Here is a 12339-nt window from a genome sequence, read left to right as displayed (position 1 = left end):
TCCCATGAGCAGCGTAGAACTGAAAGTTCCCGACATTGGCGATTTCGCCGAGGTCGAAGTCATCGAAGTGCTGGTGAATGTAGGTGACACCATCAAGGCTGAACAAAGCCTGATCACGGTCGAGTCCGACAAAGCGTCCATGGAAATTCCGGCCGAGCAGGGCGGGGTTGTGACCCGGGTCCTGGTTAAGGTGGGCGACAAGGTCGCTGAAGGTGCGGCGCTGATTCAAATCGATGCCACCCAAGGCGCCGTCGACACTGACAAAGCGTCGGCTTCCGCCGCAGGCCAAACTGGTGCGCCAGCCACAGGCGCAACGGCTGAAAGAAACGCGTCAGCTCAGGCCGGGGCATCGTCAACGCCGGGGAGTGTGTCGGTTGCGTCAGCTGCATATGCTGGTTCCGCTGATATCCAATGCGATGTCGTGGTGCTTGGGGCCGGCCCCGGCGGTTATTCTGCGGCCTTCCGTGCCGCCGACTTGGGGCTGTCCGTCGTACTGGTCGAGCGCTATGCCACCTTGGGTGGGGTTTGTCTGAATGTAGGGTGTATTCCCTCAAAAGCCTTGCTGCACACGGTGGGCGTTGCAGAAGCGGCCCAGTCGCTGGCTTCGCATGGTTTTTCGTTTGGTAAACCTGAAGTCGACCTTGATGCCTTGCGCGCCTATAAAGACGGTGTGGTGTCTAAGTTGACGGGTGGGTTGGCTGGCATGGCCAAGGCCCGTAAGGTCAAGGTTGTGAACGGTAACGGCCAGTTTGTCGACCCCAACCACTTGAAGGTCACCGATGCCCAGGGTAATGCTCAGGTCGTCAAGTTTGCCTCGGCCATTATTGCGGCCGGCAGTCAGTCGGTAAAACTGCCTTTCCTGCCTAAAGATCCTCGTATTGTCGACTCGACGGGCGCGTTGCAGTTGCCCGCCGTGCCTCAAAAAATGCTCATCGTGGGCGGTGGCATTATCGGCCTCGAAACGGGGACGGTGTATTCCGCCTTGGGTGCGCGTCTCGATGTTGTCGAGATGCAGACCGGTTTGATGCAAGGCGCCGACCGTGACTTGGTCAAAGTATGGGAAAAAATGAATGCCCATCGCTTTGACAACATCATGCTCGAAACCAAAACCGTGGGCGCCGAAGCGCGTGATGATGGTATTTGGGTAACCTTTGAAGGTAAAGGCGCGCCCAAAGAACCACAACGCTACGATTTGGTGTTGCAAGCCGTAGGGCGCACGCCCAATGGGCGCGCTATTGGTGCCGAAAATGCTGGTGTTGCGGTGTCCGATCGCGGGTTCATTTCGGTTGATCGTCAAATGCGCACGAACGTGCCGCATATTTTTGCGATTGGCGACATCGTCGGCCAACCCATGCTGGCGCACAAAGCTGTGCACGAAGGGCATGTGGCGGCTGAGGTTATTGCCGGCCAGAAGAGCTTCTTCGACGCACGTGTCATTCCGTCGGTAGCTTATACCGACCCTGAAGTCGCATGGGTTGGGTTAACCGAAGACGATGCCAAACAACAGGGCATTGCCGTAACCAAGGGGTTGTTCCCCTGGGCGGCGTCGGGTCGGGCGATTGCCAACGGGCGTGACGAAGGGTTTACCAAGTTGCTGTTCGATGCTGAAACCCATCGTATTGTGGGTGGAGGTATCGTGGGTACCCATGCGGGTGACCTGATCGGCGAAATTGCGTTGGCCATCGAAATGGGCGCCGATGCCGTCGATATCGGTAAAACCATCCATCCGCATCCCACCCTAGGCGAGTCTATTGGTATGGCGGCCGAAGTGGCCCATGGTTCTTGTACCGATCTTCCACCGCCTCGGCGCAGGTAAAATAGGTTTTTTTTGGTGTTAATACCTGCTATGTTGCAAACTCCCACCACAGCCAGTTCATTAAACGACTGGCTGGCTTATCTTGAAAGTGCCCACCCCAAAGCCATCGACATGGAGCTGACACGCATCCAGACGGTGGCCCAGCGCATGGGCGTCGATGCGCCGGGCTTTGTCAAGATTACGGTGGGGGGCACCAACGGCAAGGGCTCAACTTGCGCCATGCTCGAGGCCATTTTATTGGCAGCGGGTTACAAGGTTGGGTTGTATACCTCGCCGCATCTGGTGCACTTTAACGAGCGCATCCGGGTTAATGGTGCAAGCGCCACCGATGCACAAATTATTCAGCAGTTTGACCGCATCAATCAGGCCCGGGGCGACATCTCTTTAAGTTATTTCGAATACGCCACGCTGGCCGCTTTACTGCAATTTGCCGACAGTGAAGTCGACGTCGCCATTCTGGAAGTAGGCCTGGGCGGGCGACTAGACGCTGTCAATATCATTGACAGTGATTGCGCCATCATTACCAGCGTCGATATCGACCATACCGAGTGGCTGGGCGATACCCGCGAAAAAATTGGTTGGGAAAAGGCGCACATCTATCGTAAAGATTGTCCGGCGATTTGCGCTGACCCTGTTCCTCCGCAAACGCTGGTTGACTACGCCACCGAACTTGGCGCCGACTTATGGCTGTTTGGTCGCGATTTCAATTATTCGGGCGATCGTCAACAATGGGCTTATGGCGGGCGTAATCAGCGGCGCAGCGGTATGGCGTATCCGGCGTTGCGCGGCGCGAATCAGTTGCTTAATGCCAGCGCTGTATTGGCAGCGCTTGAAGCCCTGCGCGACCGTCTGGTCGTGCCGCAACAGGCTGTTCGTATTGGTCTGGCGCAAGTCGCCTTACCGGGACGCATGCAAATTTTGCCCGGTACGCCGGCCGTTGTGCTCGACGTTGCGCATAACCCGCATGCGGCGGCTGTGCTGGCGCAAAATCTCGACAGCATGCCCTTTTACCCTTACACGCATGCGGTAGTGGGTATGTTTACCGACAAGGCCATTGACGAAACCCTGGCCAAGTTGGCGCCGCGTATCGATCACTGGTATTGCGCGACCCTTGATGGCCCGCGCGCCGCTACAGCCCAGGCGATGGCCGAGCATATTTATAAAGTCATTGGTCCTCAGGAAGGCAAAGACGAGCCCGTGACTGTTTCGATGTTTGACAATCCGGTTCAGGCTTTTGCTGCGGCACAAAAACAGGCGGCCGACAATGATAGAATTCTTGTGTTTGGTTCGTTTCATGCGGTTGGACCGGTTTTAGACCATCTTGGCCGCAAAGTCAGCTAACGTCACTACGGGTCGTCATGGGGTTTTTCTCTAAAGGGTCTGATTCAAGCGCCGGGCGTCGTACGTCTGTACGTCCGGCCGAAGCTCAGGCCAACGAAATGCGCGTTCGCGCGCGTCGGCGCCTTGTCGGTGCGTTGGCCCTGGTTGTGGCAGCAGTTATTGTGGTGCCCATGCTCATCGATACCGATCCGCCACCCGGCGGTCCGGTCAGCCCCATTGTGGTGCCTGCAGTCATGCCGCCGCCTGATCAGGCTTTGGTTGACCTGGCCAATGGTGCACAAGGCGGTAAGCCGGGCGCAATTACTATCGAACAGCTTCCCGAGCCTGAAGCCCCGCAAGAAGGTGCCGCAGCTACCGCCGGTAGTGCAGGGACGGCTTCGTCTTCTTCGGTCGCTGGATCTGCTTCAGGGGCCAGTGCCTCAACGGGCACTGCATCGACAGCGTCCGGGGCGTCAACACCTGCAGATACGTCTTCGTCGGCACCGACCGCAGCGCCGACCCAACCCGCCGAGCCCGCAAAAACCCCACCCGCGCGTCCCGATAGCCGTACCGACGACGGGGCGGTTGCCCTGGCATTGCTCGAAGGTAGGAAACCTGCTGCAGCCGCGTCGTCAACGCCGTCGCAGTCTGGCCAATTCGTGCTTCAGATTGCGGCCTACACCACAGAACAAGACGCTATCGCGCGTCGAAACAAGCTTTTTGAAGCGGGCGTTACCAACGCGTTTGTTCAGTCGGCTACGGCGGGCGGCAAGCCTACGTTCCGCTTGCGCGTCGGCCCGTTCCCGTCTCGCGAAGCGGCTCAGGCAGCACAAACCCGCTTGCGTGCGCTGGGTTACGACAACGGCTTTATCTCAAGCAAGTGACCAGCTTCGACTACATCGTGTTGGCCATATTGGCTGTGTCGGGGTTTTTGGGTCTACTGCGCGGGCTGGTCAAAGAAATTCTATCTCTCATTGCCTATCTGGCCGCTTTTTTAGCGGCCATTTGGTGGGGGCCGCGTACTTCGGTGTGGCTGTCGCCTTTCATTGTCAACGACTTGCTACGTACTGCCGTGGCTTACGCGGCCGTCTTTATTTTGGTCCTGCTATTGGTAGGCCTGATTAATGTAACGCTGGGCACATTAATTAAAAAAACCGGCCTCACACCGGCAGATCACGGCCTGGGTGTCGTGTTCGGCGTTTTGCGTGGTGCCCTGATTGTATTGATTTTGGTGTCTTTGGGCGGTTATACCGACCTGCCTAAAGAACCGTGGTGGCGCGATGCCCGCCTGTCGCCGGTTGTGGTGCAGGGGGTGCAGGCCATTAAACAAATGTTGCCGCCATCTTTGGCGGCATGGTTGCCTTACTAAGTTTTATTTCAGGAATCAGTCATGTGCGGAATTGTTGGGGTTGCCGGCCGTAACCCTGTGAACCAGATCATTTACGACAGCCTGTTGCTACTGCAGCACCGCGGTCAAGACGCTGCAGGTATTGCCACGTCGTATGATCAATTTTTCAGCATGTACAAAGCCCATGGGCTGGTACGTGATGTGTTTCGCACGCGTAATATGCGTTCGCTGCCTGGCAACAGCGGTCTGGGTCAAGTGCGTTACCCCACGGCCGGTTCCAGCGACAGCGTCGACGAAGCCCAACCCTTTTATGTCAACGCTCCCTTTGGCATTACGTTTGTTCATAATGGCAACCTGACCAACTGGCGCGAGTTGCGCGAAGAACTCTTTCGCATCGATCGTCGCCACATCAATACCAACTCCGATTCCGAAGTCTTGCTGAATGTGTTTGCGCACGAACTGCAAATGGCGGCAACGGGTGCTTCTCTTGATGAAAGCGCCGTGTTCAAAGCGGTTTCGGCAGTGCATCGGCGTGTCAAGGGTGCGTATGCCGTGATTGCGCAGGTGGCCAGCTTTGGCATGGTGGCGTTTCGTGACCCGTACGGCATCCGTCCCTTGTGTTTAGGTGCTCAAGAAACCGACAAAGGCGTCGAATGGATGATTGCGTCGGAGTCAGTGGCGTTGTCGGGTTGTGGGTTTAACTTTGTGCGTGACATTGCTCCGGGTGAAGCCGTACTGATTGATCTTGACGGTAATTTAAGCAGCCGCCAGTGTGCCGATAACCCGCAATTGGTGCCTTGCCTGTTCGAATATGTCTACTTTGCGCGTCCCGATTCGCTCATGGACGGCGTCTCGATTTACGATGCGCGCCTGCGTATGGGCGAATATCTGGCCGACAACGTCGCCAAGTCGTTGCGTTTGGGCGAGATCGACGTTGTCATGCCCATCCCCGATTCTTCACGCCCCTCGGCGATGCAGTTGGCGGCGCGCCTGGGGCTAAATTACCGCGAAGGCTTTATCAAAAATCGCTACGTGGGCCGCACCTTCATCATGCCGGGGCAAGCTGTACGCAAGAAGTCTGTGCGTCAAAAGCTGAACGCCATCGACATGGAGTTCAAGGGCAAAAATGTATTGCTGGTCGATGATTCGATTGTGCGCGGTACCACCAGTCGCCAGATTGTTGACATGGCACGCGAGGCCGGTGCCAACAAAGTGTTTTTCGCTTCTGCAGCACCGCCTGTGCGTTTCCCTAATGTTTACGGTATCGATATGCCCACGCAATCCGAGCTGATTGCTCACGAGCGCGATGCTGATGCCGTCGCCCGAGAAATCGGTGCCAACGGCCTGGTATATCAAGCATTGTCCGACCTTGAAAGCACCTTGTCCGACTTGAACCCGGCCATGCATACCTTTGAGTCATCTTGCTTTAACGGGCAGTACATCACTGGCGATATCGATGCTGGCTACCTTGAGCGCTTGAGTCAGACGCGCGGCGGTGCTGTACCTTCGGTTGACAACCAGGGTACGGGTAGTGACGATAGTTAAGGCAATAGCATCGAATTATCGCGCTTGGTATTTCTAGGAAGCGTCATTTAATGCCCCCAAGAACACAGGTTCTTTGGGGCATTTTCTTTGGCCATCCATGTGCGGTCTTCGGGCAATTGCCACCGGATAATGCTTACTTGCTTGCGATCAGGGTGAACCCTAATGGATGATTCTCTTCGTGATGAATAAAATATGAACATATTGTTCATAAATGAACTTTTCGTCGTAAGGGATAATAATCATGGCACAGCGTATTGGTATTTCAGGGGCAGGCATTGGCGGTTTAACGGCGGCCATTGCCCTGCAAAAAATGGGTAAGACCGTTGTTTTGTATGAACAGGCGCGCGAATTCGCACGTGTCGGGGCCGATATCAACCTGACGCCCAATGCCGTGCGCGCCCTTGATGGTCTGGGCGTTGGCGATGCTTTACGTAAAACCGCTGCACGTCCTACGTTTCGTATCAGTCGCGACGGTGTCACGGGCGAAGAAACTTCACGGATTGAAATGGCCAATGCAGCACAGCAAAAATATGGCGCGCCCCAGCTCACCATGCATCGGGCTGATTTGATGACAGCCCTTGAAAACGCGGTTCAGCCCGATTCAGTGCAGTTCAAAAAACGGGTAAAAACGGTTGAGCAACGCGACGGCAAAGTACACATCGGCTTTGAAGATGGCAGTCAGGACACCGTCGATGTGCTGATCGGGGCTGACGGCATTCACTCATCGGTACGCACAGCCCTGTTTGGGCCCGAGCAGCCCGAATTTACTGGCGTGGTCGCGTATCGGGCTGTTGTTCCCACCGAAAAACTGGCCGGATTGCCCGATCTGGATGCTTTTACCAAGTGGTGGGGTAGCACACCTGAAGTGCAAATCGTAACTTTCCCGCTGAATAGTGGAAAAGATATGTTCATTTTTGCCACCATCCCTCAAGAAGGCTGGAATCTGGAATCATGGACCGCGCCGGGTGATGTTAGCGAGTTCCAATCGTTGTATGCGGACTTTCATCCGCAAGCGCGCGCGTTTCTTGATGCCTGCGACACTGTGCTGAAGTCGGCCTTGTATGTGCGCGACCCATTGCCCAAATGGTTTGATGGCCATTGCGTACTGATGGGCGATGCCTGCCACCCCATGATGCCCTTTATGGCACAAGGCGCAGGCCAGGCGATCGAAGACGGCGTTGTGCTGGCTCGGTGCCTGAATGATGCACAGTTCGCGACCGTGCCTCAGGCGTTGCAGGCCTATCAACAGGCTCGTCACGAGCGAACCGCGCAGATACAAATCGGTTCACGCGGCAATAATTGGCTGAAGGCAGGCACCAACGCAGACTGGGTCTATGCCTATGACGCCTGGTCAGTACCTTTGGTCGCACAGACATAAACTATGGCAGAAGATAACGACACGTCTACCAATGCGCTGGTCACCCCTGTAATAAGGGGCTTGCGCCTGCTCGAATACATCGCGCAGGGCGGTAATACGCAAAATCTCAGCGAAGTCGGGCGTCTGATCGATGTTAACCGGGTGACCGTCATGCGTTTGCTGGCTACGCTCGAGCACGAGGGCATGATCGAAAAATTGCCCGGAGGCGGACACCAGGTGGGGCTTCGTTACTTGACGATGTCGGCAACGGCATTGGCGGGCCACGATCTGGTCGCGGCGGGGCGGCGTGTCGTGCGCGATTTATGTCAAACCTTGGGTCTTGCGGCCTATCTTAGCCTGCCCGATGGGCAAGATATCGTTTACGTTGTACGTGAAATGCCGCCGGCCGGGTTGGTTAGCCTCATCACCATAGGCAGTCGGGTTGCGGCACATCGTGCGGCTCCGGGGCAAGCGATACTGGCCGCCCGACGTGCAGCAGACGGCAGCGGCGTCAGCAGGCTCGCATCGTCGGCAGATATCTCGCCCGAAAAGTTGGCCGCGCAGCTGGACGACATAGCCCGCAGTGGCGTCGCCTGGAGTCATTCGGGGTTGGAGCAAGGCATTAGCGCGTGCGCGGCCGCTGTTTTAGGGCCTGACGGTCAACCCGTTGCCGCGCTGAGTGTGGCTGGGCCATCGGCTCGGTTCGATGACCCATCGGTACAGGCGCAAGTGGGCCAAAAAATCATGCAGTCCGTTCGGCAACTGTCGTCAATTTCAAATATTTCGAGCGTTCAGTGACATTGATAGTTCGCGTGCCGCCGATACCACCTTGGCGATAAGAATATCGCGGTCAACGTCGGGGATATGGACAGCAGGTACGGTAAGCCCAAGGGCGGCCGTTACCCTGCCGGTATCATCAAATACCGGGGCGGCAATGGTCGAAATATTCGATTCGAAAAAGCCTTCTTCCAGCACATACCCGCGTTCCTTGTCAGTTTGAAGCAAGCGAAACAAGTCGTGTACGGTCGCAGGCGTGTTTGGGCCGTGAGCTTGCAAACGCTCTTCAGGGTAGAGCCGTTGCAATTGGTCGAGGGTGTGGTGGCTAAGCAGTACCCGCCCCAGCACCGTGGCGTGTGCGGGCAGTCGGGTGCCAATGTGAACCGAGCTGCTGAATACCGAGGATGGCGCCACTTTTTGCACATAGACAATGTCGCGCGCATCACGAATTACCAGATTCGACGAGTAACCGGTTTCGTTGCGCAAGCGCTCAAGAATAGGGCGGCTTAAATCGGTAATGCTCAACGAGGCCAGATATTCGAAGCCTAGTCTTAGCACGGCGGTGCCCAATTGATAGTCTCTACCGTTGTTCAGACGTTCGACAAAACCCAGGTTTTCCAGGGTAACCAACAGCCGGAAAACGGTCGTGCGTGGCACCTGTAGCCGGCGTGCCAGGTCTGGGGCTGTCAGGGTCGGCGTTTGTCGCGAAAACTCGGCAAGTATGCGTAAGCCGCGTTCAAGCCCGGGCACCGAATATTTTTCGGTCTTGTCTGTCTCCGCGGCTTGCCCGATGGTCAAGGGTTCTATTGCAGCCATAATTATTTGTTTTATATATGAACTAAAAAGCGGCATTGTCCTATAGAACAATGCCGCCAGCAACCGCGCCCGGAACAGCGGGCGCACAGCCAAAACTATTGACCCGGTTCAGTTACGGGTTGCTTGACTCATGAAGACGTCAAGACGGGCGAAGGCGTCTATTTCGATGGTCAGGTTCGGGAACGCAAACCCTTTGACTTCGACCAAGGTCGAGCAGGGGAAAGGCGACTTGAACCAAGCCTGACGTACTTCCGACACGACGCCCTTGTCGTTGATATCGGTGACATAAATCACCAGTTTGTAGATGTTGTCCAGACTACCGCCGGCGGCAACCAGCATAGCCTGGATTTTTTCAATAATGCGAGTAGCCTGGGCATGGGTGGATAAGATGTTGCCCTGGGCGTCGGTAGCCGGATTGGCCGTGACGCCCGAGATGACAACTTCATTGCCCACGACCAGGCAGTTTGACCAGGTCGCGTTCGGGGGCTCGGGTGCCTCGGGCACCACGACATGCCTGACCGGGAGAGCGGCTGCAAGGGTCATTTATTTCACACCGCGTGCCAGTTGTTCGGTGGCCAGCTTGCGCAACTGACGACGGACACGGGTAATACCGACGTCGTGTTGGTACAGGTGCTCGCGCTGGTTGGCGTCGGGTTCCATTTGTTCGAGCACGACCCGATCCTGCTCAAGCACGGCCCAGTGGCGCGCCTCGAGGCGGTTTTTGTACAAGAAGCGCCACGCATCGCGCTGCCAGCCCGAAACCTTGCGGGTGCGCCAGTGAAACACGGCGGCAATGTTGGGGGCAATGGGGGTGTAGCAACCAATAATGCCGAAGTTACCGCCAGGGCCGCCGGTTTTGGGGTAGGGGATTTCGAGGCGCAGCCAGTGCAGGCCGGTGTCCGCCCATTCAGACCAGTCGAAGTTGACGTCGCGTTGACCGGCTTTCTCGAAGATGACGCCGTGGTCAGTATCGCGCAACTGGAACTGAGCCGAACGCGAACCTACCGACATGCTGTGTGATTGCTTGTGCAGGTAAGTGCCGTGCATCGGGTCCATGACGTTGTCAATCACGTAGCGGTAGTCGCCGCGCCATTCGGTGTAGCACAGGAATGACGAGTACTCGTCGGACACGAGTTGCTCTGGCAGGACCAGCGGTGGCGGTTCGTCGATGTTTTCCGACGAATTGAACATGAAGATGACGCCGTTGCTTTCTTTCAGGTGGAAAGCACGCGTAGGGCGGGAGCCTTCGAGCTTGCAGCCTGGGCTGCCAGGCACCGAAACAACAGTGCCGTCGCTGCGGACTTCGACGCCATGGTAGCCGCAGGCAATTTTATTGCCCAGTGGAATACCGAATGACAGCGGTGCGCCGCGGTGCGGGCAGTGGTCTTCCAGACAGTGAGGATTGCCTTCGGCGTCGCGCCACAGCACCAATTTGTGACCTAAACGGCGCAAAGAAATGGGCGTTTCTTTCACGAAATCCGACGGACAGATAGCGTACCAAAGGTCTTTCAGGCCATCGGTCAGGATCTTCTGGATAGCCTCTTCGTTGTTCGCAGTGTTGGTTGCGTTAGCAGTGGTCATGAGTCGTTCCTGTTGCAGATTATTCGGCGGCCAGGCGGCTGAGTTCAGCAGCCAGCACCTCGGGCGTCCAGAGGTCGGTGGTGAGCGGTTGCGGGCCCTGCGCATTCAGGAATTCAACCAGCGGCTCAAGGGTGTCGATGCCCGACGCAAAGGCGCGTTCGAGCGAGTCGCCCAGCAAGTTCTCGTAGGCGGTGGGCTCTTTTGTGCGGGCCTGGTGGGGTTCCAGGTAGCAAGGCGTGAGGTAGCGGTCTAGCATTTATTGGCCTCCGTTGCGTACGCGTTCTTTGATCCGTTCGCGCACAGGAATAAAGTCATATGTGGGAAAACATTCGGTGGTGAAAACACCCCAAGCCGAGCGTTCGAGCTCGACGTTGACGATGGGGAGCAGGTGCGGCGGCACACGCAGCGTGACGATTTGCCCGAAGCCCATGGCGACTGTCCAGGACACAATTTCAACGCCCTCGGGCGGGAAGCGATCCCACCATTCGGCCGCTTTAAGCTTACCTTGGATGGTGTCGAGATTCTGCGATTGGTCGTGTTTTAGAAAGACCGTTAGCAGGGTGGTGTCGGCAGACATTAAGAACTCCGGTTAGGTGTAACGACGAAGCATATCTTTGCGTACAATGACTGGCTTCTGCGTTTGTTCCATATATTAAACGACGTTTTATTTTTAGGTAGTTTAGGTCTGTGTCGTTGGGTGAGCTATTGGTATAAACCCCTAAAAATGGGTGGCGGTAATTTATAAGTATCTGAAAAAAATGGAATATTTTTCTGCTTGAGATCGAAAAATTAATGACATTTTGCGTTTGTTTTGTGCTCTATTTTGCCTGGTAAAGGGTTATCCCTAATGTATTAAGATGAGCTCAAGCGATAAAGTTTGTTCAATTCACAAAACGCCAGTTCATATATAAAACGCATTGCGCGTGTCATGAGTCCTGACTCAACGCCTTAATGCGCTATCAAGGAGCCCGACCTAATGGTTGAAATTGAATTCCGAAACGTGCGCAAGTCGTTTATCGACAAGCAAACCTCAAAGCCCATTACGGCGGTCACCAATGTTTCGTTGTCCATCCAGAAGGGCGAGGTCGTGTCGTTGATCGGGCCGTCGGGTTGCGGCAAAAGCACGTTGCTCAATATGGGCTCGGGGTTGTATGCCCCGACCGAGGGCGAGGTTTACGTCGCGGGCAAGCTGGTGACCAAGCCTGTGCGCGAAGTGGCGTTCATGTTGCAAAAAGATTTGTTGATGCAGTGGCGCACCATCGAAGATAACGTGGCGTTGGGGCTCGAGATCGCGGGTGTACCGCACGCCGAACGCATGAAAGTGGCGCATGAGCTGCTGTACAAATGCCACCTTAAGGGTTTTGAAAAACATTATCCCTATCAGTTGTCTGGCGGCATGCGCCAGCGTGCGGCTCTGGCGCGCACGTTAGCGGTAGACCCTCAAGTCATGCTGCTCGACGAGCCGTTCTCGGCGCTGGATGCGCAGACCAAAATGGTGCTGCAGCAAGATCTGGCCGAGATGCTCTACGAAAAGAAACGTACGGCTTTGTTCATCACCCACGATCTGGTCGAAGCTGTTGCGCTGTCCGACCGGTTGCTCGTCATGAGCGAGCGTCCCGGCACAATTATCGAAGAAATTCCCATCGATTTGCCTTTGCGCGAGAACCCGCTTGAGCGTCGAAAAATGGCCGAAGTCGGGCCATTGGTTGGCCGCCTGATGGACTTGCTGAAAATCGGCAAGGAAGAAGCCCTGCACTAAAGCGAGACATACATCGCTGG

General features: G+C 56.0%; 13 protein-coding genes. 8 read left to right on the top strand and 5 right to left on the bottom strand.

Annotation, left to right across the window (positions count from 1 at the left end):
* Window positions 1-4 precede the first annotated feature (4 nt).
* The 7 genes from lpdA to PuT2_RS06255 all read left to right on the top strand — a co-directional run bounded on the left by lpdA (window position 5) and on the right by PuT2_RS06255 (window position 8184).
* Window positions 5-1816: a dihydrolipoyl dehydrogenase gene (lpdA, locus tag PuT2_RS06285; protein ID WP_093970208.1), complete on the top strand. Its 1812-nt coding sequence runs from the start codon at window positions 5-7 to the stop codon at window positions 1814-1816.
* A 30-nt stretch (window positions 1817-1846) separates the two neighbouring features.
* On the top strand, window positions 1847-3157 hold the full coding sequence (folC, locus tag PuT2_RS06280; RefSeq protein ID WP_093970207.1) for a bifunctional tetrahydrofolate synthase/dihydrofolate synthase: 1311 nt from the start codon (window positions 1847-1849) through the stop codon (window positions 3155-3157).
* A gap of 17 nt (window positions 3158-3174) precedes the next feature.
* Window positions 3175-4020, top strand: a complete 846-nt coding sequence (locus tag PuT2_RS06275) for an SPOR domain-containing protein (RefSeq protein WP_093970206.1) — start codon at window positions 3175-3177, stop codon at window positions 4018-4020.
* A complete protein-coding gene (locus PuT2_RS06270) occupies window positions 4017-4505 on the top strand; it encodes a CvpA family protein (protein ID WP_093970205.1) in 489 nt (162 codons plus the stop codon). The genes PuT2_RS06275 and PuT2_RS06270 overlap by 4 nt, the downstream gene beginning before the upstream one ends.
* Before the next feature lie 21 nt (window positions 4506-4526).
* Window positions 4527-6029: an amidophosphoribosyltransferase gene (gene purF, locus PuT2_RS06265; RefSeq protein ID WP_093970204.1), complete on the top strand. Its 1503-nt coding sequence runs from the start codon at window positions 4527-4529 to the stop codon at window positions 6027-6029.
* Between the two features lie 241 nt (window positions 6030-6270).
* A complete protein-coding gene (locus tag PuT2_RS06260; protein WP_093970203.1) occupies window positions 6271-7407 on the top strand; it encodes an FAD-dependent monooxygenase in 1137 nt (378 codons plus the stop codon).
* Window positions 7408-7410: 3 nt separating this feature from the next.
* Window positions 7411-8184: an IclR family transcriptional regulator gene (locus PuT2_RS06255; RefSeq protein WP_093970202.1), complete on the top strand. Its 774-nt coding sequence runs from the start codon at window positions 7411-7413 to the stop codon at window positions 8182-8184.
* Here PuT2_RS06255 and PuT2_RS06250 read toward each other — a convergent pair.
* The 5 genes from PuT2_RS06250 to PuT2_RS06230 all read right to left on the bottom strand — a co-directional run bounded on the left by PuT2_RS06250 (window position 8161) and on the right by PuT2_RS06230 (window position 11137).
* Window positions 8161-8979, bottom strand: a complete 819-nt coding sequence (locus PuT2_RS06250; RefSeq protein ID WP_093970201.1) for an IclR family transcriptional regulator — start codon at window positions 8977-8979, stop codon at window positions 8161-8163. The two genes, PuT2_RS06255 and PuT2_RS06250, sit on opposite strands and share 24 nt — an antisense overlap.
* Window positions 8980-9087: 108 nt before the next feature.
* Entirely contained in the window at window positions 9088-9522 is a 435-nt protein-coding gene (locus tag PuT2_RS06245; protein ID WP_093970200.1) for a RidA family protein, read from the bottom strand.
* Window positions 9523-10560 (bottom strand): aromatic ring-hydroxylating dioxygenase subunit alpha, encoded by a 1038-nt coding sequence (locus PuT2_RS06240; protein WP_093970199.1) that lies wholly within the window; start codon window positions 10558-10560, stop codon window positions 9523-9525.
* Window positions 10561-10579: 19 nt separating this feature from the next.
* Window positions 10580-10816 carry a recombinase-like helix-turn-helix domain-containing protein gene (locus tag PuT2_RS06235; protein WP_093970198.1) on the bottom strand — a complete coding sequence of 79 codons (237 nt, stop codon included), beginning with the start codon at window positions 10814-10816 and terminating at the stop codon, window positions 10580-10582.
* Window positions 10817-11137 (bottom strand): hypothetical protein, encoded by a 321-nt coding sequence (locus tag PuT2_RS06230; RefSeq protein WP_093970197.1) that lies wholly within the window; start codon window positions 11135-11137, stop codon window positions 10817-10819.
* Between the two features lie 399 nt (window positions 11138-11536).
* On the opposite strand from PuT2_RS06230, the gene PuT2_RS06225 reads away from it, so the two are divergent.
* Window positions 11537-12319, top strand: coding sequence for an ABC transporter ATP-binding protein (locus PuT2_RS06225; RefSeq protein ID WP_093970196.1), 783 nt, complete (start codon window positions 11537-11539; stop codon window positions 12317-12319).
* The last annotated feature ends 20 nt before the right edge of the window (window positions 12320-12339 follow it).

Origin of the sequence: Pusillimonas sp. T2, assembly GCF_002236805.1 — a bacterium.
Classification (GTDB): Bacteria; Pseudomonadota; Gammaproteobacteria; order Burkholderiales; family Burkholderiaceae_B; genus Neopusillimonas.
This window is presented reverse-complemented; position numbering and strand designations above follow the sequence as displayed.

Bases quoted from the DNA above. Each gene is read 5' to 3' on its own strand.
- PuT2_RS06230 (WP_093970197.1), bottom strand. From the start codon at position 11,137: ATGTCTGCCGACACCACCCTGCTAACGGTCTTTCTAAAACACGACCAA.
- PuT2_RS06275 (WP_093970206.1), top strand. From the start codon at position 3,175: ATGGGGTTTTTCTCTAAAGGGTCTGATTCAAGCGCCGGGCGTCGTACG.
- PuT2_RS06255 (WP_093970202.1), top strand. From the start codon at position 7,411: ATGGCAGAAGATAACGACACGTCTACCAATGCGCTGGTCACCCCTGTA.
- PuT2_RS06260 (WP_093970203.1), top strand. From the start codon at position 6,271: ATGGCACAGCGTATTGGTATTTCAGGGGCAGGCATTGGCGGTTTAACG.
- PuT2_RS06225 (WP_093970196.1), top strand. From the start codon at position 11,537: ATGGTTGAAATTGAATTCCGAAACGTGCGCAAGTCGTTTATCGACAAG.
- folC (WP_093970207.1), top strand. From the start codon at position 1,847: ATGTTGCAAACTCCCACCACAGCCAGTTCATTAAACGACTGGCTGGCT.
- PuT2_RS06245 (WP_093970200.1), bottom strand. From the start codon at position 9,522: ATGACCCTTGCAGCCGCTCTCCCGGTCAGGCATGTCGTGGTGCCCGAG.
- lpdA (WP_093970208.1), top strand. From the start codon at position 5: ATGAGCAGCGTAGAACTGAAAGTTCCCGACATTGGCGATTTCGCCGAG.
- PuT2_RS06240 (WP_093970199.1), bottom strand. From the start codon at position 10,560: ATGACCACTGCTAACGCAACCAACACTGCGAACAACGAAGAGGCTATC.
- purF (WP_093970204.1), top strand. From the start codon at position 4,527: ATGTGCGGAATTGTTGGGGTTGCCGGCCGTAACCCTGTGAACCAGATC.
- PuT2_RS06250 (WP_093970201.1), bottom strand. From the start codon at position 8,979: ATGGCTGCAATAGAACCCTTGACCATCGGGCAAGCCGCGGAGACAGAC.
- PuT2_RS06235 (WP_093970198.1), bottom strand. From the start codon at position 10,816: ATGCTAGACCGCTACCTCACGCCTTGCTACCTGGAACCCCACCAGGCC.